Source organism: uncultured Brevundimonas sp., assembly GCF_937870815.1.
In the GTDB taxonomy this organism is placed as follows: Bacteria; Pseudomonadota; Alphaproteobacteria; order Caulobacterales; family Caulobacteraceae; genus Brevundimonas.
The window spans coordinates 1-19,291 of the sequence record NZ_CALMZS010000018.1; the positions used below are offsets into that span (position 1 = coordinate 1).

Genomic DNA, 19,291 nt, shown 5'->3' on the forward strand with positions numbered 1-19,291 from the left:
GAGCTGTTCATGGCCGGCGCCGACTGCCTGACGCTCGGCAACCACAGCTGGGACCAGCGCGAGGCCCTGACCTATATCGTACGCGAGCCGCGTCTGATCCGGCCGCTCAACTACCCGCGCCTGATGGACGCCCCGGGCGCCGGCGCCAACCTGTTCGAAACCCACGGCGGCAAGACCGTGCTGGTCATGAACATCCTCGGCCGCATCCACATGGACCCGATGGACGACCCCTTCAGCGCGGTGGAGAAGGAGCTGGCGGCCTGTCCGCTCGGGGTGGCCGCCGACGCGATCATCGTCGACATCCACGCCGAGGCCACCTCCGAGAAGATGGCCATGGGCCATTTCTGCGACGGACGGGCGTCGCTGGTCGTCGGCACCCACACCCATGTCCCCACCGCCGACTGCCAGATCCTGTCCGGCGGCACCGCCTACCAGACCGACGCCGGCGGCTGCTGCGACTACGACAGCGTCATCGGCAACGACAAGGAAGAGCCGCTGCGGCGCTTCACCACCCGGCTGTCGGGCGGGCGCTACGTCCCGGCCCACGGCCCGGCCACGGTCTGCGGCGTCTATGTCGAGACCGACGACAGGACCGGGCTGGCGACGCGGGTCGAGCCGATCCGGGTCGGAGGGCGGCTGAGCCAGACGGTGCCTGGGCTGAGAGCACAATCATGAAGATCAGCGCGGGCGCATAGGGCAGATGCGTTACAGATCGTCTGGCGTCAAACCCGTGTGTTTGGCGATGCGCGCCAATATGCGAGGGCCGACTTCATCGCCGTCATGGAAGGCGAACACGACGTCTTCCCACCCCGAGCGCTGAAGAACGCGATGGGAACCGGCCCGTCGCTTCTCGGTCCACCCGATGGTTCGCAGGGCGGCCAAAAGGCGTTTGGCCTTGACCGACGGCCAAGCGTTCATGCCGCGAACAGCCGTTCGACCTCCGGAGCCCGCTCGCCGTTGTCGAGCCGATCGGCCAGCACCCTGAGCACCAATGCTTCCACCCTGGCCACCGCCTCCTCGCGGGTGTTTCCATAGGCCATGACGCCGGGCAGGACCGGGGCCTCCGCGATCCAGCGGCCGTCTTCTTCACGCTCGATTTCCAGCTGCATCCGCGATCTCCTCATCTCCAGAGTACACGGAGGCGCGTGCCGAGCCCAGACGCGTGTCAAACGGGGTCGGTCTTCGCCTGGCGGGCCGGTCGGATCAAGCTGTCGGTGCTGGAGGACGCCCCGTGGCCGTCGCCGACATCGTTCGATCCGCATTCAACAGTCTGACGAGCGCGAAGGCCGGATTGCCAACGGCGGCTTGATCGTGTCAGGCCGCCACGACCCGCGCATCGCCGCTGGCCACCGCCAGCTTCGCCCGCGTGCTCAGGGTCCCGCCGCGCTCCGACACCTTGTCCAACACCTTGAACTCGGTCTGCCAGCGTTCCGGCGTCACGTCGCACACCACATAGCCGCGCTGGTAGTTGTTGAACTTCAGCTGGGGATTGGCGGCCTGGATGCGGACCATGTCGGGGCGCTGGTCCATGCCGTCGCCGCCCGAACTGATCGAGGTGGTGACGAACTCGGTGGCGATGGGCGAGCCTTCCGGATTGCGGCCGTCGAGGTGCAGTTCGCCGGCGTAGTTCTGGTGCTCGTCGCCGGTCAGGACGACGGTGTCGCCGATGCGCCGGTCCTTCAGCCGTTGCAGCAGGCGCCGGCGCGGGATGGAATAGCCGGCCCAGCTGTCGAGGTTGTAGCCCGGCTCCGGCCCCTCCCTGCGGTCCAGGTCCATGACCATGACCTGCTGGGCCAGCACCTTCCAGCGCGCCCGGGACCGGTCGAGGTTGCGGTACAGCCAGGCCTCCTGCGCCTCGCCCAGCATCTGGGCGTCGGCGGATACGGCGGCGCAGGTCGTCGCCCAGGCGTCGTCGCAGGGCTGGTCGCTGCGGTACTGGCGGGTGTCGAGGAAATTCAGGTCCAGCAGGTCGCCCCAGGCGGCGTGGCGGTACAGCTGGATGTCCGCGCCGCGCGGGAAGGCCGAACGGCGCAGCGGCATGTTCTCGTAATAGGCTTGGGCCGCCGCCTGACGGCGCAGGGCGAAGACCTCGGGCGGGGTTCCGTCCTGATCCAGGGCCGCGGCCCAGTTGTTGTCGGTCTCGTGGTCGTCCCAGGTGCAGAACCAGGCGGTCGAGGCGTGGCTGGCCTGCAGGTCGGCGTCCATCTTGTACTGGGCGTAGCGGCGGCGGTAGTCGTCCAGGGCGTAGATTTCGCCGCCGAAATGCCGGCGCGGATTCTCGGTCGCGCCCGTCGGGCCGTTGTAGATGCGGGCGCCGCGCCCCTCATAGATATAGTCGCCGTAGCAGTAGACGAAATCCAGGTCCTCCTCGGCCGCCTTGCGGTGGGCGGTGTAGAAGCCTTGCTCATACGCCTGGCAGCCCACGACGCCGAAGCGCGCCCGGGCGACCGCGGTCCCCGCCGCCGACGCGGTCTTCGCCCGCCCGGTGGCGGTGCGCTCGGCGCCGGCGGTGAAGCGGTAGAAATACTCCCGGCCCGGCTGCAGCCCCTCGACCTCGACATGCACCGCATGCCCCATCTCCGGTCGCGCGATCGCCTCGCCCCTGCGCGCCACGTTGGAGAAGGCGCGATCCGTCGCCACCTCCCACTTCACCGGGACGGGCGCTGACGGCATGCCATGGCCGATCTCTAGCGGCCGGGGAGCCAGCCGGGTCCAGATCACGAACCCGTCCGGCGTCGGATCGCCGGCGGCTATGCCCAGCTGGAACGGATATTCCGCGAAGACGGGGTCGGCCACCGCCTGACGCCCCGCGCCCAGCGCCACGCCGCCCGCGCCGAGCGCCAGCATCAAACCCCGGCGGGAGACGGAGGAGGGAAGGATCATGTCGCGGGCTCCACGGATCGAAAGCCTACCCCGGAAATATGACGGCCGTCACCCGCTGACGCGAGGCCTATCCGGCCGGCCTCCAAGCCTGGAGCTGTGCGATCTGGCGGGACCGGGCGTCGATATCGGCCCGCGCCAGCCTGCGGATCTCCGGGTCTTCGGATCGGGCCAGCGCGTCCACGGCCATGGCCATGGCGGCGCGGTGGTGTTCGATCATGCCGGCGACATAGGCGGCGTCGGCTTCGCTGGTGGATGGAGCGGTGGTCCGCGTCGCGACCGGGCTCGCCACCGGCGCACTGGTCGCGCCCTCCTTCGCCGCCGCCGCCTGCCTCGCGGCGGCGGCGTCGCGCAGCGCCATCTGCACCGGATCGCCGCCCTCCGAACAGGCCGTGACCGCCAGAAGCGCGATGGCGGCGGCGATCAGCCTCACGCCTGCCCGCCTTCGATCCAGTCCGGCATCCAGCCCTCGTGCATCTCGCGCAAATGATCCAGCGGCAGGCGGAACAGGTCGCCGTCCGGCCCGCCCGAGGCGAAATCCCGCCCCCTGGCCCGGCCCACGACACTGGCGTGAATTCCCGCCGCCTGGGCCGCCGCGATGACGTCCGAGGCCTCCGGCACGGCCACCAGATAGCGCGCCTGGTCCTCGCCGAAGAGCAGGATATGGGCGTGCGCGGCCGAGGTGGCGTCGAGCTCGACGCCGACATCCGAGGCCAGGGCCAGGTCCGCCGCGGCGCCGATCAGGCCCCCGTCGGACAGGTCGTGCACCACGGTCAGTTCGCCTGCCTCGATCTGCCCGCGCACGAAGTCGCCGGTCCTGCGCTCCAGCGCCAGGTCGACCGGCGGCGGCGCGCCGTCCTCGCGGCCGAGAACCTCGCGCAGATAGATCGACGAGCCCAGTTCGCCGACGGTCTCGCCGATCAGCACCAGAACGTCGCCGTCGCTCATGCCGCCGAAGCCGACCGCCACGTCGTAATTGGTCAGCAGGCCGACCGCCCCGACGGTCGGGGTCGGCGGAATGGCCGCGCCATTGGTCTCGTTGTAGAGGCTGACGTTGCCGCTCACGACGGGGAAGTCCAGCACGCGGCAGGCCTCGGCCATGCCGTCGATGGCGCGGACGATCTGACCCATGATCTCGGGCCGCTGCGGATTGCCGAAATTGAGGTTGTCGGTGATGGCGATCGGCCGCGCCCCGACCGCGGTCAGGTTGCGCCACGCCTCGGCCACCGCCTGCTTGCCGCCCTCGTAGGGATCGGCCTGCACATAGCGGGGCGTGCAGTCGGAGGTCATGGCCAGACCCTTGTCCGTGCCGTGCACCCGCACCACGCCGGCGTCGGCGCCGGTGGCCGAGTCGTGCAGGGTGTCGGCCATGACGTGGCGGTCGTACTGCTCCCAGATCCAGCGCTTGGAGGCCATGTCGGGGCAGCACAGCACCCGCAGCACCGCATCGACCCAGCTGTCCGGGGCGGGTACGTCGGCGGGCGCGAGCCGGGGTTGAAGCTCCGGCTGCACCCACGGCCGCTCGTACAGTGGCGCGTCGTCGAACAGCGGCGCCAGCGGCACGTCGCAGACCGTCTCGTCGTGATGCTTCAGCACCAGCCGACCGGTGTCGGTGGTCATGCCGATGACGGCGGCGTCCAGCCCCCACTTCTTGAAGATGCGATAGCCGTCCTCTTCGCGACCCGGCTTCAGCACCGCCAGCATCCGCTCCTGGCTTTCCGACAGCATCATCTCATAGGCCGTCATGCCCTCCTCGCGCTGGGGCACGGCGTCCATGTTCAGTTCGATGCCGACGCCGCCCTTGCCGGCCATCTCGACCGAGGACGAGGTCAGGCCCGCCGCCCCCATGTCCTGGATCGCCGCCACCGCCCCCGAGGCCATCAGCTCCAGCGTCGCCTCGATCAGCAGCTTCTCGGCGAACGGGTCGCCGACCTGGACGGTGGGGCGCTTCTCGTCCGAATCCTCGTCGAACTCGGCCGAGGCCATGGTCGCGCCGTGGATGCCGTCGCGGCCGGTCTTGGAGCCGAAATAGACCACCGACAGGCCCGGCGCCGGGGCGGCCGAGTAGAACAGGGCGTCGGCCCGGGCCACGCCCACGCACATGGCGTTGACCAGGATGTTGCCGTTGTAGCCGCGGTGGAAATTGGTCTCGCCGGCCACCGTCGGCACCCCGACGCAGTTGCCGTAGCCGCCGATGCCCGAGACCACCCCCTTGACCAGCCGCCGGGTCTTCTCGTGCGACGGGTCGCCGAAGCGCAGGGCGTTCAGCAGGGCCACCGGCCGCGCCCCCATGGTGAAGACGTCGCGCATGATCCCGCCCACGCCGGTCGCCGCGCCCTGATAGGGCTCGATGTAGGACGGGTGGTTGTGGCTCTCCATCTTGAAGATGCAGGCGTCGCCGTCGTCGATGTCGATGACCCCGGCGTTCTCGCCCGGCCCGCAGATCACCCGCGGTCCCTTGGTGGGGAATTTGCCCAGATGGATCTTCGACGACTTGTACGAACAGTGCTCGGACCACATCACCGAGAAGACGCCCAGTTCGACCTGGTTGGGCTCGCGCCCCAGCCGGTCGAGGACGACCTGATACTCGTTCGGGGCCAGGCCGTATTCGGCGGCCAGTTCGGCCATGATCTTCGGAGGAGCGCTCATGGCCGCGCCTTCTAGCCGGACTCCGCGCGGAACGTAATAGCCGGCCGGCCCTTCATCCGGGCGTCACGGCGGCGCGCCATGATCCGCCATTCGCCAAGGGAGAAAAGCCATGGAGACCCAGCAGGTCGCCGAGGAATTCACCGCCCTGTGCAAGGCTGGCCAGTTTGAAGAGGCCGGAGAGCGTTTCTGGGCCGACGACGTGATCAGCCTGGAGGCGGCCGAGGGGCCGATGCAGCGCACCGACGGCCGCGCCGCCGTCAAGGCCAAGGGCGACTGGTGGACCGAGAACCATGAGGTCCACGCCTTCACCACCGAGGGGCCCATGGTCAACGGCGATCAGTTCATGCTGCGCTTCCACGTCGATGTGACCCCGAACGGCGACACGCGCCGGCAGATGGACGAGATCGGCCTCTACACCGTGCGCGACGGCAGGATCGTGGAAGAGCGCTTCTTCTACTGAGCGGGAACGACGGCGGCGCGGGACCATTGACTCCGGGACAAGGAGCCCGCCATGACCGATCAGCCCATCGATCCCGCCGCCACGCCCGAGGATCCCGCCGCGCCGGAGATCGCGGCCGACGACGCCGGGGCCAGCGCCGCCGCCGAGCGGGCCGCGAAACAGGCCGCTGACGACCGCGGGGACGCCGGCGTCAACGCCGGCGACGGGGACGCGCTGAACCCGTCCGTAAGCGCCCGGGCCGCGGCGCGAGACGAGGAACGACCGATCTCGAACAGCGAGGCCTGACGCTTTCGCCTTGACGGACGCGGTCCGGCGACCTCCGATCACCGGATGGCGAACACCGAACAGAGTCACCGGGCCCGGCTGGAGGCCGCCGACCGCGCCCTGGCGGCCGACCCCCGCGACCTGCGGGCGCTGATCGCCAAGGGCGACGCCATGGCCGGCCTCGGCGACAGTCGGGCGGCGGCCAGTTTCTACAGCTCGGCCCTGCGCGCGGCCGGCGATGGTCGCGGCCTGGCTGCCGACCTGCTCGCCGACCTGCGCCGCGCCCAGGCCGCCGTCCAGGCCCAGGCGGAGCGTTTCGAGGCCCATCTGGCCGACAGCCTGGCCCGGGCCGGTTTCGATCCGGCGAAATCCAGCGACCGGTTCGCCCTGTCGCTGGACCTGATGGCGGGGCGCAAGCGTCTCTATCACCAGCAGCCGCGCTTCTACCTGCTTCCGGGGCTGCCGCAGGTGCAGTTCCAGCCGCGCCAGAGCCTGCCGTGGCTGTCGGCCGTCGAGGCCGCGGCCGCCGACATCCGCGCCGAGCTGGACGCCCTGCTGGCCGGACCGGACCTGTTTCGACCCTATCTGGAGCCGCGCGCCGACCGGCCCAACACCGACGCCTCCGGCATGGCCGCCAACCCCGACTGGAGCGCCCTGTTTCTGTGGAAGGACGGCGAGGAGCAACCCGACATCGCCCGCCGCTGTCCCCGCACCATGGCGGCCCTGGCCGAGGCGCCGCTGTGCCGGGTGCCGGGCCGGACGCCGTCGATCCTGTTCTCGCGGCTCAAGGCGGGCGCGCGAATTCCGCCGCACCACGGCCTGATCAACACGCGGCTGATCTGCCACCTGCCGCTGATCGTCCCGCCCGGCTGCCGCTTCCGGGTGGGGAATGACGTGCGCGAGTGGCGCGAGGGCCAGGCCTGGGCCTTCGACGACACCATCGAGCACGAGGCGGCCAACGACAGCGGCCAGGAGCGTATCATCCTGATCTTCGATGTCTGGAAGCCGGAGGTCACCGCGGAGGAGCGGGACCTGGTCTCGACCCTGTTCCAGGCGGTTGACGCCTATGGCCGCGGCGGCCAGGCCTGGGGCGTTTAGCGCCCGTCCGGCCTCAGGCCGCGGCGTAGATCGAGCGGAACAGGGTCGCCCCGTCGGCCGAGCCGAGCTCCTCCTCGAAGGCCCGGTCCGGGTGGGGCATCATCCCCAGCACGTTGCCGCGGGCGTTCTGGATGCCGGCGATGTCGTCGACCGAGCCGTTCGGATTGTCGACGTAGCGGAACACCACCTGGCCCTCGCCCTCGATGCGCGCCAGGGTCTCGGTGTCGCAGAAATAATTCCCGTCGCCGTTGCCCTGGGTCATGATCACCTCGCGCTGGCCCCGATAGCCGGCGGTGAAGCGGGTCTGGCCGTTGGCGACGGTCAGGCTGATCGGCTTGCAGACGTATTTCAGCCCGGTGTTCCGCAGTAGCGCGCCCGGCAGCATCCCGGCCTCGCACAGGATCTGGAAACCGTTGCAGATGCCGACCACGGCCACGCCGTCGTCGGCGGCCTTCTTCACCGCCTGCATCACCGGCGACTGTGCCGCCATGGCCCCGCAGCGCAGGTAGTCGCCATAGGAAAAGCCGCCCGGCAGGACGATCAGGTCCAGCCCCTTCGGCAACTCCGTCTCCTGGTACCAGACCATGTCGACGGTCTCGCCCGTCGAGCGTTCGATGGCGACCTTGCAGTCGCGGTCGCAGTTGGAACCCGGGAAGACGATGACGGCTGCGCTCATGGCGGCGGCGTTTAGCAGGGTTCGCGGCGGTTGTCAGTGTGCCGGCTCGACGAGTCCGAGCCGCACCTCGATCCGGTCCACACGGTCTTCCAGATGGCCGAGCCGGTTGTAGATATTGCCGACATCCTGTTGGATCGCCACCAGATGACCGCGAACCGCCGTCATCTGGTGCTTGAGATCGCTCACGTCGCCCCGCACGGCGCTCAGATCTCTCTGCATCGCCTTCAGCACTTCGTAGATCAGCTCGTTGGTCACCTCGGCCATGACTGTCTTCTAGCACGCAATGGATATCGGCCCAACTCAGCCCCTGTTCTCGTAGGTCGCCGTGATCGAGGCCTGGGCCAGGGTGTGGAAATGCAGGTTGAAGCCGAACACGGCGCCCGAATTGTCGGGCGTCACGTCCAGTTTCTCCGTGTCCACAGCGAAGACGGTGAAGATGTAGCGGTGCGGCCCGTGACCCGGCGGCGGCGCGGCCCCGCCGAAGCCGGTCTCGCCATAGTCGGTGCGGCCCTGGACGGCCCCGGCCGGCATCCCCCGGTTCGACGCCCCGGCCGGCAGCCCGGTGACACTGGCCGGGATGTTGGCCACGGTCCAGTGCCAGAAGCCCGACCCGGTCGGCGCGTCCGGGTCATAACAGGTGACGGCGTAGCTCTTCGTGCCCTCGGGCGCGCCCGACCATTGCAGATGCGGCGAGGTGTTCCCCTTGGCCTTGACCTGGGCGTCCGGCAGCACGCCGCCGTCGATGAGGTCGTTGGAGGTGAGGATGAAGGTCATGACGTCCTCCTGCGGTTGGCCCAAGACCCTAACGCACCCGCCCGGCCACGGTCGACGGGCGAAAAAATCAGTGCGCCGCCTCCCCGGCCGCCGTGGTGAAGGCCCGGTCGTCCATCAGCCCGCCCGCCAGCGCCGCCGCGAACACCAGGCAACCCCCGGCGACGAACAGCACGATCACCAATTTGGCGACGCGGCTCACGCCACCTCGATGCGGTAGCTTTCGATGACGGTGTTGGCGAGCAGCACTTCGCACATTTGCTTCGCTTCGGCGGCCGGATCGCCGGCTCCGTCGAGGTCGAACTCGATCAGCTTGCCGACGCGGGCGTTGGCCACGCCGGGCCAGCCCAGCCCGTGCAGGGCGCCCTCGACGGCCTTGCCCTGCACGTCCAGCACGCCGGGCTTCAGGAACACCTGAACCTTGACCCTGGCCATCAGTGCAGTCCCCCCTGAATCACGGTCGGCATATCCTTCATGATGCCGAGGCGGCGGGCCACCTCAGTATAGCTCTCGATGACATTGCCGAGGTCGCGGCGGAAGCGGTCCTTGTCCAGCTTCTCGCCCGTGGCGCTGTCCCACAGGCGGCACGAATCGGGGCTGATCTCGTCGGCCAGGATGACGCGGCTGAAGTCGTTCTCCCACACCCGGCCGAACTCGACCTTGAAGTCGACCAGGGTGATGCCGACGGCGCCGAACATGCCCGACAGATAGTCGTTGACCCGCACCGTCATCGCCAGGATGTCGTCCAGCTCCTGGGTCGAGGCCCAGTTGAAGGCGGTGATGTGCTCCTCGGTCACCATCGGGTCGTTGAGCTCGTCCTTCTTGTAGTAGAATTCGATGATCGAGCGGGGCAGGGGCGTGCCCTCGTCGATGCCGAGGCGCTGGCTCATCGAGCCGGCGACGATGTTGCGGCACACCACCTCCAGCGGGATGATCTCGACCTCGCGGATCAGCTGTTCGCGCAGGTTCAGCCGCTTGATGAAGTGGTTGGTCACGCCGATGCCGTTCAGGCGCGACATGACGAATTCGCTGATGCGGTTGTTGATGACGCCCTTGCCCTCGAGGATCGCCTTCTTCTGGGCGTTGAAGGCGGTGGCGTCGTCCTTGAAATACTGGATCAGGGTGCCCGGTTCGGGGCCCTCGTACAGAATCTTGGCCTTGCCCTCGTAGAGCTTCTTGCGCTTGACGTTCATCATCTCGGGTCCGGGCGGGGCCTCGCCAGAAACGAAAATCGCGCGGCCAGCACGGTGGTCTGGGCGGCGCGATCCGGAATCGGGCGGGCGGGAAAATTCGACGGGCCCTCCCTTACCGGAAGCCGGGCTGCGACACAAACACGGGCCCGGAATGAACCGTCAGGGTTTCCGTTGCGTTCGGCTCCGGTGGGGCTATAGACCTCCACGACCGCGGCCACGTTTTCGCCGCCTGACGGAGCCCGCAGACGCCAATGACGACCTTCGACGATCGGGAAAAGGGCTTCGAGTCCAAATTCGCCCTCGATCAGGAACAGGAATTCAAGGCGATCGCCCGGCGCAACAAGCTGCTGGGCCTGTGGGCCGCCGAAAAGATGGGCCTGTCCGCCGACAGCGCCCAGGAATACGGCCGCGCCATCGTCAAGGCCGACTTCGACCAGCCCGGCGAGGAAGACGTCTACCGCAAGATCGCCCAGGATCTCGAAGGCGCCGGCCTGACCGTCTCCGAAGGCGAAATCCGCCGGAAGATGGACGAACTGTCCTCGATCGCGCGCGAGCAGATCCGCAACGGCGAATAGGCGCCGCCGGCGCCGTGTGGGGGAGGGCGACGCCGGTGTGTGGCGCGCCCGTCAGCCGGGCGGCGACGCGACCGTATCGATCGCGTGAAGCACTCCGTTCGAGGCGATCACATCGGCCTGGACGATCCGCGAAAGCTCCCCGGCCGCGTCCGTCAGCTCGATCGACCCGGTCGCATTGACCCGTGCGGTCAACACGCCGCCCTGCATTGTCGTCAGCGTCAGCGCGCCGCCGCCGGCATGGATGCGCTGCACCAGGCTGGCCGAGTCCAGCCGCCCCGGAACGAGGTGATAGGTCAGCAGCCGGCGCAACTCCGGCCGTCCCTCCGGCGTGGTCAGGAAGTCGCGCCGGGCCGCAGGCACTTTCTCGAACGCGGCGTTGTTCGGAGCGAAAACGGTGTAGGGGCCGGCGCCTTCCAGCGTCCCGGCCACGCCGGCGGTGTGGATGGCGCTGACCAGGGTGGTGAGATCCGGGTCGCGCGCCGCCGCCGTCAGCACCGTGCCTGTCGCTGACGGGGGCGGCGCGGCGGCGACGGCCGGGGCGCTCTCCGACTTCTCCGGGGGCGTCGGCTCGCAGGCGGTCAGGGCCAGCGCCGCGGCGGCCAGGGCGGTCGGCAGGGGTCGGATCGGCAGCATCGGCAGCCCCCTCTTCAGGCGCCGCTGGTCGCGGCTCCACAGGAAATAGGGGCTGAGTCGGGATTTGGATGCGCCGGCGCGGCATTTTTGCGCAGGGCCGGTCCCTCGCGCTACCCGGTCCAGCGACCCAGCTCGGCCCACGCCGCCGCCTTTTCGGCGAAGGGCCGCGCATGCGCGGGGCTGGAGGAGGGCAGGTCGATCAGCTGCACCCCGGCGGCTCCAGCCAGCACGGACCGGCCCAGCCTGGCCGCTGTCCCGCCGTTGAACGCCACCGCCCGCAGCTCGGGCAGCCGCCGCACCAGGCCGCGCAGGTCGGCCGCCTCGGGTCGGCGAATCGCCGCATCGAGGCTGCCCGGCCGCTCGGCGCTGGCGACCACGTCCCACAGGCCGATCCGGGCCGCCCTCAACGCGGCCAGCCGGTCCTCATAGGGCAGGGCGGCCAGGTCGTGGCCGATCACCCCGCCCACCAGCCGCCAGAAGGCGTTCCGCGGATGGCCGTAGTACTGGCCGGCCCCCAGCGAGGCGTCGCCGGGCAGGCTGCCGAGGATCAGCAGCCGCGCATCGGCGTCGACGACCGGCGCGAATCCGGTCTTGCGGTTCACGGCCTCAGGCGGGATCAGGGCCGAACACCCGCGCGAACACCGTGTCGACGTGCCTGGTGTGGTAGCCGATGTCGAACAGCGCCTCGAGCTGCGCGTCCGGCAGCGCCACCCGCTCGTCGGCCTTGAGGAAGTCGAGGAAGGCCCCTTCGCCGCGCCACACCTTCATGGCGTTGGACTGCACCGCCGCATAGGCGTCCTCGCGGCTCACGCCCGCCTGGGTCAGGGCCAGCATGACCCGCTGCGAATGCACCAGCCCGCCGAGCAGGTTCAGGTTCCTGGCCATGTTCTCGGGATAGACGTTGAGCCGCTCGACCACATCGGCCAGGCGGTGAAGGGCGAAATCGAGGTGGATCGTCGCGTCCGGGCCGATGCCGCGCTCGACCGAGGAGTGGCTGATGTCCCGTTCATGCCACAGCGCCACATTCTCCAGGGCGGGGGTCACCGCCGAGCGCACCAGCCGCGCCAGCCCGGTCAGGTTCTCGGTCAGGATCGGGTTGCGCTTGTGCGGCATGGCCGAAGAACCCTTCTGGCCCTTGTCGAAGAATTCCTCGGCTTCCAGCACCTCGGTGCGCTGCAGGTGGCGGATCTCGACCGCCAGCCGCTCCACCGATGACGCCACCACCCCCAGCGCCGCGAAGAAGGCCGCGTGGCGGTCGCGCGGGATCACCTGGGTCGAGACCGGCTCGACCTGCAGGCCCATCCTGTCGGCGACATAGGCCTCGACCGCCGGATCGACATTGGCGAAGGTGCCGACCGCGCCCGAAATGGCGCAGGTGGCGATCTCTTCCCGCGCCGTCAGCAGGCGGCGCCGGGCGCGCTGGAACTCGGCGTGATAGCCGGCCAGCTTGAGGCCGAAGGTCACCGGCTCGGCGTGGATGCCGTGGCTGCGGCCGACGCAGGGCGTGAATTTGTGTTCCTTCGCCCGGGTCTCCAGCGCCGCCAGAACCCGGTCGACGCCCTCGACCAGCAGGTCGGCGGCCCGCGCCAGCTGCACCGCGAAACAGGTGTCCAGCACATCCGAGGACGTCATGCCCTGGTGCAGGAAGCGGGCCTCGTCGCCGACGATCTCGGATACATGGGTCAGAAAGGCGATGACGTCATGCTTGGTGGTGCGCTCGATCTCGTCGATGCGGTCGGCGTCGAACACCACATCCCGGCCCTTGGCCCAGATCGCCTCGGCGGCGCTGGCCGGTATCGTACCCAGCTCGGCCATCCTGGTGGCGGCGTGGGCCTCGATCTCGAACCAGATCCGGTATTTGGTCTCCTGCGACCAGATGGCGACGGCGGCGGGGCGGGAATAGCGGCTGATCATGGGGGCGGGTAAAGGCTCGGTTGGGCCAAACTGTCAAGGAACGGCACGGCGGACGCCATCGCGACCGGGCCGGAAGGTCGCCGCCTCCTCAGCCTCTGGGGGACGAGGGCGCGTCGTCCCGGAATGGACGCCGTCTTCGCCGCCCCGTATCATGCCTCCAACGCATTGCGGCCGTGAAGGCCGGGGAGCCCCGATGAAACCCTCGTTTGTCGCCGTCGCCGCCGTTCTGTCGGTCCTGGCCGCGCACCCCGCCTGGGCGCAGGACCGCGCCGTGCCTGGATACGGCGCCTTCACCCCCTTGCCCGAAGCCGGTGAACAACCCGAGGCCGGGCGCCTCTATGAGGTCGTCTTCGACGTCTCCGCGGGCGGGCCCGAGGGCCAGGTCTCGCCCGGGCTGGATCGCGTCGCCCGGTTCGTGAACATGCTCGCGGCCGGCGGCGTCGATTCCGAACATCGGCGCCTGGTGGTGGTCGTCCACGGCGGCGCGACCCCGACGGTGCTTTCCAATCAAGCCTGGGCGGCGCGTCATGCCGGCGCTTCCAACCCCAGCGCCGACCTGGTGGCGCGGTTGATCGCGGCGGGGGTGGATGTCCGGATCTGCGGTCAGGCCATGACCGGCCAGGGCATCGCCGCAGCCGAACTGGCGGCGGGCGTGAAGCTCGATCTGGCGGCGCTGATGACGATCGTCCATTTCCAGCAGCGCGGTTACGCCCTGGTTGGGGATTGAGTGCCTGGCTGGAAGTAAAAACCGTTTGATATCCGTGGCTTGCGATTTCATCGTCGCCGGGGGCATCCACGAACCGCCATTGACAAACCGATACCGGGGGGACGCCGCCCGAACACGGTCGGGTCGGGCGTCCGGGGCTGATCCCGGGAGTTGCTGCAGAGGGAACCGCCCATGGAACTGATCATCGGACCCCGGCTGTATTCGACCTGGTCGCTGCGCCCCTGGCTGGTGCTGAAGCGCTGCAGGGCCGACTTCACCGTGCGCGAGATCGACATCTATACGCCGGCCGGGCAGGCCGAGCTGGAGCGGATCTCGCCCTCCCGCCTCGTGCCCCTGCTCAAGGTCGAGGGCGAGACGATCTGGGATTCGCTGGCCATCTCCGTCTGGTGCGCGGAACGCTATCCCGAGGCCCGGCTGTGGCCGGCCGACGACCACGCCCGCTGGCTGGCCCGGTCGGCGACCTGCGAGATGCACGGCGGCTTCGTGGCCTTGAGGACCGACTGCGGCATGGGCCCGGACCACACCATGGTCGGCCCCGACCGTTCGCCGCCGCCCACCGGCGAGGCCGTCACCAAGGACATCCGCCGGATCGTCGCCCTGTGGCGCGAGATGCGGACCCGGTTCGGCGCCGGCGGGCCCTGGCTGTTCGGCGAGTGGTCGGTCCCGGACGCCTTCTTCACCCCGGTGGCGGCGCGTTTCCGCCATTTCCGGATCGACCTGGCCGCCCACGGCGACGACGGGACGGCGGCGGCCTATCGCGACGCCCTGCTGGCCCAGCCGGACTTCCTCGAATGGTCGGCCGAGGCGTTGCGTTAACCGCACGCCGGAACCGGGCCTTAAGACAACGCCGCTATCGATGGACCCTCGCCCACGCATATGCGGTCAGGCCCAGCGATGTCGATGCCCGTTGAACAGCCCCAGCCCCGTCGCCCCAGCCTGATGGTCTATGGGCTGCTGATCGTCATCGCCTGCTGCCTGCCGGCCCTGCTGCTCGCGGGGCTGTAGCTAGCGCGAACCCCCGACCATCGGCACGGAGGCGACCTCGAGCGTCTGCTCCGGCGCGGGGGGCGGCGCATGGTCCAGGGCCAGGGGCACCAGGGTCGCGCCCGACGCCACTGCGTCCAGGGTGTTCAGCGGCCGGCCGTTGAGGCGCTGGTAGATCCAGTAGGCGGCCACGACCTTTTCGACGTAGTCACGCGCCTGAGGCACGTCGATCGTCTCGATCAGCAGCAGGGGATCGGCGTCGGGTCCCAGCTTGCGCACGGCGGCGACCATCGGTCCCGGGCCGGCGTTGTAGGAGGCCGCGACCCTCAGAAGGTCGCCGTTGATGGCCGGCATGGCCAGCACCTTGTTGACATAGGCCTGGCCGAGCCGGGCGTTCACCGCCGGGTCGAACAGCCGGTCGGGCTCGGTGACGAAGACCGGGTCGCCGGCCAGCTCCGCGGCCGTGGTCGGCATGACCTGCATCAGGCCGTAGGCGCCGACCGCCGAGCGCGCCCGGGCGTTGAAGTCGGTCTCCTTGCGGGCGATGGCGTAGACCAGCGAGCGCTCGACGGTGAAGCCGCCTTCCGGCTCGATGACCGGCTGCGGATAGCGGTCGGCGTCGATCCGTTCGGCCTCGTCGCTGACGCCCAGCGTCCGCGGGCCGAGGGCGCGGCCCAGCGCCGCCCACAGCCGCCGGCCGCGCTCGGTCAGCTCGGACCGCAGCCCGGTGCGCAGTTCGTCGCGGGCCTCGGTGCGCCGGCCGACCTCATGGTAGGCCACCGTGCGGCGGGCGCGGATGTCCGACTGGATGAAGGCGTTCAGCGCCGCCACGTCCACCTCGTCGTCGACCTGGTGCACGGCGCGCTGCAGTCCGGCTTCCGGCCGGTAGGGTCGCGGCCCGAGGTTCTCGATGGCGGGCTCTTCAGCCAGCTGGCGCAGGGCGATCTGGCCGTAGAAGGTCGCCGGCCACGCCCCCGCCCGGCGCAGCAGCGGCTGCACCCGGTCCTGCCGGCTCGAGCGGGCCGCCGACCGGGCGGCCCAGAAGGCGGCGCCCGAACGGACCCAGCCGTCCTCGGTGGGATCGTCCAGAACCCGCTCGAAGGCGGCCGCGGCCTTGCCGAACTCGCCGAGCCGGTAGTTGGCCAGGCCGACCACCCACCAGTCGCCGATCTGCTCCCCCAGCGTCACCGCGCCGGGCAGGTCGTCGCGGTTCAGCGCGATCCGGGCCGCCTTGGTCGGATCGTTCTCCGAGGCGCCGCCGGCCGCCACCACGCTGGACCAGATCCGGCCGCTGAAGCTCGAGGGGCGTTTCGGCTCCGGCGCGCCGTCCGGGCGCCGGAGCAGCGCCAGATTATAGGCCCGGGGCGCGCACGGCAGATCGGCGTATTCCTCCAGCCACGCCGCCAGCTCGTCGTAGGTGGCCGGGTAATCCGGGTGGAACAGCCGTTCGAACTCGACCTGGCCGAGCAGCACGCGGTCATTGGCCTGGCGCGCCGAGGCCCGGGCGGTCTCGAGGTCTCCGCGGCGCAGGGCGTCGAAGGCGGTGGTGTAGCTGAGGCGGTCGGCCGGACTCAGCGCCGACACCACTCCGCGGCCCTCGCCGTCTTCGGCGTAGGCGGGCAGGGCGGCGCCCAGGCAAAGGGCGAACGCCAGGGCGGTCGACGGCGCGGAAAATGCGCGGCGGAAAGCAAACGGCACTGAGGCGGCCCCCGTTGGAGCGTCAGGCGGACCGTCTCGATTCGGTCCACACGGCGCTGTTCGTTCGGTCGTCAGGCCAGAAAGGCGCCACCGGCCCCGGCCCAAGTCAAGGATTCACCCCCTTTTGGGGCGGTTTTGCGTCAGCCGGGTTAACGGGCCGCACCGACGTCCAGTCTCGCCGCCAGGGACAGCAGGTCGGACCAGGCCTGCCGCTTGGCGATCGGCTGACGCAGCAGGAAGGCAGGGTGCAGCGTCGGCAGGGCCGGCGCCGAGACCGCGCCCTCGGCCAGCCGCCATTCGCGCCACTGGCCCCTCAGCTTCAGAATGCCCTCGTCCACGCCCAGCACCGCCCTGGTGGCCGCCGCCCCGACCAGCAGCACCGCCGTAGGCTTCAGCAGGGCGAAGGCCCGCTCCACGAACGGGGCGCAGGTCGCCTGCTCGGCCGGTGTCGGGACCCGGTTGCCGGGCGGCCGCCAGAACACGGTGTTGGTGATGAACACCCGCCCCTCCAGCCCCGCCTCGGCCAGCATCCGGTCCAGCAGCCGTCCGGCCTTGCCGACGAACGGCTGGCCGCGCTCGTCCTCTTCCGCGCCGGGGGCTTCGCCGATGATCAGCACCTCGGCCTCGGGATTGCCGCGGGCGAACACCGCCTGCCGCGCTCCCAGGCCGCGCAGGGGACAGCCTTCGAAGGCCGCGATCGCCTGCCCCAGGGCCTCCAGCGTCGCCACGCCCGCCGCCAGCCGCCGCGCCTGGTCGAGCGCGTCCGGCACATCGGCGACCGGAGTCACCGAGGCGGTCGCCCTGGCCACGGCCTTGACCGCCGGCGGCGGCTCCACATGGGTCCGGTCGACCGGCGCATCCCCGAAACAGGCGTCGACACCGGCGTCGCGCCAGAAGGCGAGCAGGCTTTCGGCGGCGGCGCTGTCGAGAGGCGGAGGCGTCATGGGTCCGTACAGGGATAGTCCTTGACCGCCCCGGCGTCACCTTCCGATAAGGCGTCACCCACAAGACCCCGCGACTGACGAGGATTTCAGCCATGGCCGAGGACGCTATCGAGGGCGGCGCGACGAACGCCTGGCAGGAGGCCGTGATCGACAAGCTGCCGCCCGCCGAGGCCCTCGCCGGGGTCGAGCGCGAGGTCATGGAGTACGACGTGGTCATCGTCGGCGGCGGCCCCGCCGGCCTCGCCGCCGCCATCCGCCTCAAGCAGTGCGCGGAAAGGGACGGCCGGGAGATCTCGGTCGCCGTGCTGGAGAAATCGGCCGAGATCGGCGGCCATATCCTGTCCGGCGCCGTGATCGATCCGCGCGCCCTGTTCGAGCTGTTCCCCGACTGGAAGGAACGCGGCGCCCCGCTGGAAACCCCGGTGACGAAGGACCGCTTTCTCATCCTCGGACCACAGGGCGAGGCCTCGCTGCCGATGTTCCTGCTGCCGCCGCTGATGCACAACGACGGCTGCTACATCGCCTCGCTGGGCAACCTGTGCCGCTGGCTCGGCGAACAGGCTGAGGCCCTGGGCGTCGAGGTCTACCCCGGCATGGCCGCCAGCCACGTGGTCTGGGACGAGCCTTCCGGCCGGGTCAAGGGCGTCGTCGCCGGCGTCTTCGGCATCGACCGCCACGGCAAGCCGACCGGCGACTTCCAGCCGGGCATCGAGCTGCACGGCAAATACGTCTTCATCGCCGAGGGCGTGCGCGGCTCACTGGCCAAGACCATCATGGCCCGCCACAACCTGTGCGACACGGCCGAGCCGCAGAAATTCGGCATCGGCCTCAAGGAGCTGTGGCAGGTCCCGGCCGGGAGGCACCGGCCCGGCCTGGCCCAGCACACCACCGGCTGGCCGCTCGACGAGTTCACCGGCGGCGGCAGCTTCATGTACCATTTCGGCGACCGCTACGTGGCCGTCGGCTACGTCGTGCACCTGAACTACAGGAACCCGTTCCTGTCGCCGTTCGACGAGTTCCAGCGCTTCAAGCACCACCCGTCGATCGCCGAACACCTGGAGGGCGGGACGCGCATCTCCTACGGGGCCCGCGCCATCACCGAGGGCGGTTTCCAGTCGGCGCCGAAGCTGTCGTTCCCCGGCGGCGTCCTGATCGGCTGTTCGGCCGGCTTCGTCAACGTGCCGCGCATCAAGGGCAGCCATAACGCCATGAAGACCGGCATGCTGGCCGCCGACGCCGCCTATGATGCGATCACAGCCGGGCGGGCCGGCGACCGGCTGACCGAATACCAGACCGCCTATGAAAACAGCTGGGTCTTCCAGGAACTGAAGCGCGTCCGCAACGCCAAGCCGCTGCTGACCCGTTTCGGCACCACCCTGGGCGGCGCGCTGGGCCTGTTCGACATGTGGTTCCAGACCCTGTTCGGCGGCTTCTCCCTGTTCGGCACGATGAAGCACAGGAAGACCGACGCCGCCGCCACCGAACCGGCCGCGAAACACAAGCCGATCACCTATCCGAAGCCGGACGGCGTCCTGTCGTTCGACAAGCTGTCCTCGGTGTTCATCTCCAACACCAACCACGCCGAGGACCAGCCGGCCCATCTGAAGCTGCTGGACCCGTCCGTGCCGATCCGCGTCAACCTGCCGGAATATGGCGAGCCGGCCCGTCTCTACTGCCCGGCGGGCGTCTATGAGGTGGTCTACGGCGACGAGACGGCGAAGACCGATCCGCGCTTCGTCATCAACGCCCAGAACTGCGTCCACTGCAAAACCTGCGACATCAAGGACCCGTCCCAGAACATCGTCTGGACCACGCCCGAGGGCGG

General features: G+C 69.9%; 24 protein-coding genes. 8 read left to right on the top strand and 16 right to left on the bottom strand.

The window, feature by feature from the left end; all coding sequences use genetic code 11:
• Positions 1–675: TIGR00282 family metallophosphoesterase (locus tag Q0588_RS01210; RefSeq protein WP_298743013.1), on the top strand; the 675-nt coding region annotated here is incomplete at its 5' end.
• Between the two features lie 30 nt (positions 676–705).
• Here Q0588_RS01210 and Q0588_RS01215 read toward each other — a convergent pair.
• The 5 genes from Q0588_RS01215 to purL form a co-directional block, all read right to left on the bottom strand.
• Entirely contained in the window at positions 706–918 is a 213-nt protein-coding gene (locus tag Q0588_RS01215; protein ID WP_298743014.1) for a type II toxin-antitoxin system HicA family toxin, read from the bottom strand.
• Entirely contained in the window at positions 915–1,109 is a 195-nt protein-coding gene (locus Q0588_RS01220) for a type II toxin-antitoxin system HicB family antitoxin (RefSeq protein ID WP_298743015.1), read from the bottom strand. Before Q0588_RS01220 ends, Q0588_RS01215 begins: the two co-directional genes overlap by 4 nt.
• A 205-nt stretch (positions 1,110–1,314) precedes the next feature.
• Positions 1,315–2,847 (bottom strand): alkaline phosphatase D family protein, encoded by a 1,533-nt coding sequence (locus Q0588_RS01225; RefSeq protein ID WP_298743045.1) that lies wholly within the window; start codon positions 2,845–2,847, stop codon positions 1,315–1,317.
• A 103-nt stretch (positions 2,848–2,950) separates the two neighbouring features.
• On the bottom strand, positions 2,951–3,313 hold the full coding sequence (locus tag Q0588_RS01230; RefSeq protein ID WP_298743016.1) for a DUF305 domain-containing protein: 363 nt from the start codon (positions 3,311–3,313) through the stop codon (positions 2,951–2,953).
• Positions 3,310–5,529, bottom strand: coding sequence for a phosphoribosylformylglycinamidine synthase subunit PurL (purL, locus tag Q0588_RS01235; RefSeq protein WP_298743017.1), 2,220 nt, complete (start codon positions 5,527–5,529; stop codon positions 3,310–3,312). Before purL ends, Q0588_RS01230 begins: the two co-directional genes overlap by 4 nt.
• Positions 5,530–5,638: 109 nt before the next feature.
• Between purL and Q0588_RS01240 the strand changes: the two genes are divergently transcribed.
• Genes Q0588_RS01240 through Q0588_RS01250 form a run of 3 tightly spaced genes read left to right on the top strand, consistent with a single transcriptional unit; the run spans position 5,639 to position 7,351 of the window.
• Positions 5,639–5,989, top strand: coding sequence for a nuclear transport factor 2 family protein (locus tag Q0588_RS01240; protein WP_298743018.1), 351 nt, complete (start codon positions 5,639–5,641; stop codon positions 5,987–5,989).
• A 51-nt stretch (positions 5,990–6,040) separates the two neighbouring features.
• A complete protein-coding gene (locus Q0588_RS01245; RefSeq protein ID WP_298743019.1) occupies positions 6,041–6,274 on the top strand; it encodes a hypothetical protein in 234 nt (77 codons plus the stop codon).
• Between the two features lie 45 nt (positions 6,275–6,319).
• Entirely contained in the window at positions 6,320–7,351 is a 1,032-nt protein-coding gene (locus Q0588_RS01250) for an aspartyl/asparaginyl beta-hydroxylase domain-containing protein (protein ID WP_298743021.1), read from the top strand.
• 13 nt (positions 7,352–7,364) lie between these two features.
• Here the strand turns inward: Q0588_RS01250 and purQ are convergent, their stop codons facing one another.
• The 6 genes from purQ to purC all read right to left on the bottom strand — a co-directional run bounded on the left by purQ (position 7,365) and on the right by purC (position 9,991).
• A complete protein-coding gene (gene purQ, locus Q0588_RS01255) occupies positions 7,365–8,027 on the bottom strand; it encodes a phosphoribosylformylglycinamidine synthase subunit PurQ (RefSeq protein ID WP_298743022.1) in 663 nt (220 codons plus the stop codon).
• 33 nt (positions 8,028–8,060) lie between these two features.
• Complete coding sequence (locus Q0588_RS01260) at positions 8,061–8,291, bottom strand: hypothetical protein (RefSeq protein ID WP_298743024.1); 231 nt, start codon at positions 8,289–8,291, stop codon at positions 8,061–8,063.
• Positions 8,292–8,327: 36 nt separating this feature from the next.
• A complete protein-coding gene (locus tag Q0588_RS01265) occupies positions 8,328–8,801 on the bottom strand; it encodes a YbhB/YbcL family Raf kinase inhibitor-like protein (RefSeq protein ID WP_298743026.1) in 474 nt (157 codons plus the stop codon).
• Between the two features lie 67 nt (positions 8,802–8,868).
• The gene (locus Q0588_RS01270) at positions 8,869–9,000 is read right to left on the bottom strand and encodes a hypothetical protein (protein ID WP_298743028.1); all 132 of its coding nucleotides are present in this window, start codon (positions 8,998–9,000) and stop codon (positions 8,869–8,871) included.
• The gene (purS, locus tag Q0588_RS01275) at positions 8,997–9,233 is read right to left on the bottom strand and encodes a phosphoribosylformylglycinamidine synthase subunit PurS (RefSeq protein ID WP_298743030.1); all 237 of its coding nucleotides are present in this window, start codon (positions 9,231–9,233) and stop codon (positions 8,997–8,999) included. The genes Q0588_RS01270 and purS overlap by 4 nt, the downstream gene beginning before the upstream one ends.
• Positions 9,233–9,991: a phosphoribosylaminoimidazolesuccinocarboxamide synthase gene (gene purC, locus Q0588_RS01280; protein ID WP_298743047.1), complete on the bottom strand. Its 759-nt coding sequence runs from the start codon at positions 9,989–9,991 to the stop codon at positions 9,233–9,235. The genes purS and purC overlap by 1 nt, the downstream gene beginning before the upstream one ends.
• A gap of 251 nt (positions 9,992–10,242) precedes the next feature.
• On the opposite strand from purC, the gene Q0588_RS01285 reads away from it, so the two are divergent.
• Complete coding sequence (locus tag Q0588_RS01285) at positions 10,243–10,566, top strand: DUF1476 domain-containing protein (RefSeq protein WP_298743032.1); 324 nt, start codon at positions 10,243–10,245, stop codon at positions 10,564–10,566.
• A 51-nt stretch (positions 10,567–10,617) separates the two neighbouring features.
• Here the strand turns inward: Q0588_RS01285 and Q0588_RS01290 are convergent, their stop codons facing one another.
• The 3 genes from Q0588_RS01290 to purB all read right to left on the bottom strand — a co-directional run bounded on the left by Q0588_RS01290 (position 10,618) and on the right by purB (position 13,113).
• Positions 10,618–11,199 carry a fasciclin domain-containing protein gene (locus Q0588_RS01290; RefSeq protein ID WP_298743034.1) on the bottom strand — a complete coding sequence of 194 codons (582 nt, stop codon included), beginning with the start codon at positions 11,197–11,199 and terminating at the stop codon, positions 10,618–10,620.
• Positions 11,200–11,309: 110 nt separating this feature from the next.
• On the bottom strand, positions 11,310–11,801 hold the full coding sequence (locus Q0588_RS01295) for a DNA-deoxyinosine glycosylase (RefSeq protein ID WP_298743036.1): 492 nt from the start codon (positions 11,799–11,801) through the stop codon (positions 11,310–11,312).
• Between the two features lie 4 nt (positions 11,802–11,805).
• A complete protein-coding gene (gene purB / locus Q0588_RS01300; RefSeq protein WP_298743038.1) occupies positions 11,806–13,113 on the bottom strand; it encodes an adenylosuccinate lyase in 1,308 nt (435 codons plus the stop codon).
• Positions 13,114–13,306: 193 nt separating this feature from the next.
• On the opposite strand from purB, the gene Q0588_RS01305 reads away from it, so the two are divergent.
• Together Q0588_RS01305 and Q0588_RS01310 are read left to right on the top strand one after the other, a co-directional pair.
• The gene (locus Q0588_RS01305) at positions 13,307–13,840 is read left to right on the top strand and encodes a DsrE family protein (RefSeq protein WP_298743039.1); all 534 of its coding nucleotides are present in this window, start codon (positions 13,307–13,309) and stop codon (positions 13,838–13,840) included.
• 171 nt (positions 13,841–14,011) lie between these two features.
• Positions 14,012–14,656, top strand: a complete 645-nt coding sequence (locus Q0588_RS01310; RefSeq protein ID WP_298743040.1) for a glutathione S-transferase — start codon at positions 14,012–14,014, stop codon at positions 14,654–14,656.
• A 189-nt stretch (positions 14,657–14,845) separates the two neighbouring features.
• On the opposite strand, the gene Q0588_RS01315 is transcribed toward Q0588_RS01310, so the two are convergent.
• Positions 14,846–16,522 (bottom strand): lytic transglycosylase domain-containing protein, encoded by a 1,677-nt coding sequence (locus tag Q0588_RS01315; protein WP_298743041.1) that lies wholly within the window; start codon positions 16,520–16,522, stop codon positions 14,846–14,848.
• A 149-nt stretch (positions 16,523–16,671) separates the two neighbouring features.
• Entirely contained in the window at positions 16,672–17,466 is a 795-nt protein-coding gene (locus Q0588_RS01320) for a uracil-DNA glycosylase (RefSeq protein ID WP_298743043.1), read from the bottom strand.
• Positions 17,467–17,663: 197 nt separating this feature from the next.
• On the opposite strand from Q0588_RS01320, the gene Q0588_RS01325 reads away from it, so the two are divergent.
• On the top strand, positions 17,664–19,291 hold a 1,628-nt coding region (locus tag Q0588_RS01325; RefSeq protein WP_298743049.1), incomplete at its 3' end, for an electron transfer flavoprotein-ubiquinone oxidoreductase.

Coding starts and splice junctions, on each gene's coding strand:
- Q0588_RS01215 (WP_298743014.1), bottom strand. CDS start 918: ATGAACGCTTGGCCGTCGGTCAAGGCCAAACGCCTTTTGGCCGCCCTG.
- Q0588_RS01220 (WP_298743015.1), bottom strand. CDS start 1,109: ATGCAGCTGGAAATCGAGCGTGAAGAAGACGGCCGCTGGATCGCGGAG.
- Q0588_RS01225 (WP_298743045.1), bottom strand. CDS start 2,847: ATGCTGGCGCTCGGCGCGGGCGGCGTGGCGCTGGGCGCGGGGCGTCAG.
- purL (WP_298743017.1), bottom strand. CDS start 5,529: ATGAGCGCTCCTCCGAAGATCATGGCCGAACTGGCCGCCGAATACGGC.
- Q0588_RS01240 (WP_298743018.1), top strand. CDS start 5,639: ATGGAGACCCAGCAGGTCGCCGAGGAATTCACCGCCCTGTGCAAGGCT.
- Q0588_RS01245 (WP_298743019.1), top strand. CDS start 6,041: ATGACCGATCAGCCCATCGATCCCGCCGCCACGCCCGAGGATCCCGCC.
- Q0588_RS01250 (WP_298743021.1), top strand. CDS start 6,320: ATGGCGAACACCGAACAGAGTCACCGGGCCCGGCTGGAGGCCGCCGAC.
- purQ (WP_298743022.1), bottom strand. CDS start 8,027: ATGAGCGCAGCCGTCATCGTCTTCCCGGGTTCCAACTGCGACCGCGAC.
- Q0588_RS01260 (WP_298743024.1), bottom strand. CDS start 8,291: ATGGCCGAGGTGACCAACGAGCTGATCTACGAAGTGCTGAAGGCGATG.
- Q0588_RS01265 (WP_298743026.1), bottom strand. CDS start 8,801: ATGACCTTCATCCTCACCTCCAACGACCTCATCGACGGCGGCGTGCTG.
- purS (WP_298743030.1), bottom strand. CDS start 9,233: ATGGCCAGGGTCAAGGTTCAGGTGTTCCTGAAGCCCGGCGTGCTGGAC.
- purC (WP_298743047.1), bottom strand. CDS start 9,991: ATGAACGTCAAGCGCAAGAAGCTCTACGAGGGCAAGGCCAAGATTCTG.
- Q0588_RS01285 (WP_298743032.1), top strand. CDS start 10,243: ATGACGACCTTCGACGATCGGGAAAAGGGCTTCGAGTCCAAATTCGCC.
- Q0588_RS01290 (WP_298743034.1), bottom strand. CDS start 11,199: ATGCTGCCGATCCGACCCCTGCCGACCGCCCTGGCCGCCGCGGCGCTG.
- purB (WP_298743038.1), bottom strand. CDS start 13,113: ATGATCAGCCGCTATTCCCGCCCCGCCGCCGTCGCCATCTGGTCGCAG.
- Q0588_RS01305 (WP_298743039.1), top strand. CDS start 13,307: ATGAAACCCTCGTTTGTCGCCGTCGCCGCCGTTCTGTCGGTCCTGGCC.
- Q0588_RS01310 (WP_298743040.1), top strand. CDS start 14,012: ATGGAACTGATCATCGGACCCCGGCTGTATTCGACCTGGTCGCTGCGC.
- Q0588_RS01320 (WP_298743043.1), bottom strand. CDS start 17,466: ATGACGCCTCCGCCTCTCGACAGCGCCGCCGCCGAAAGCCTGCTCGCC.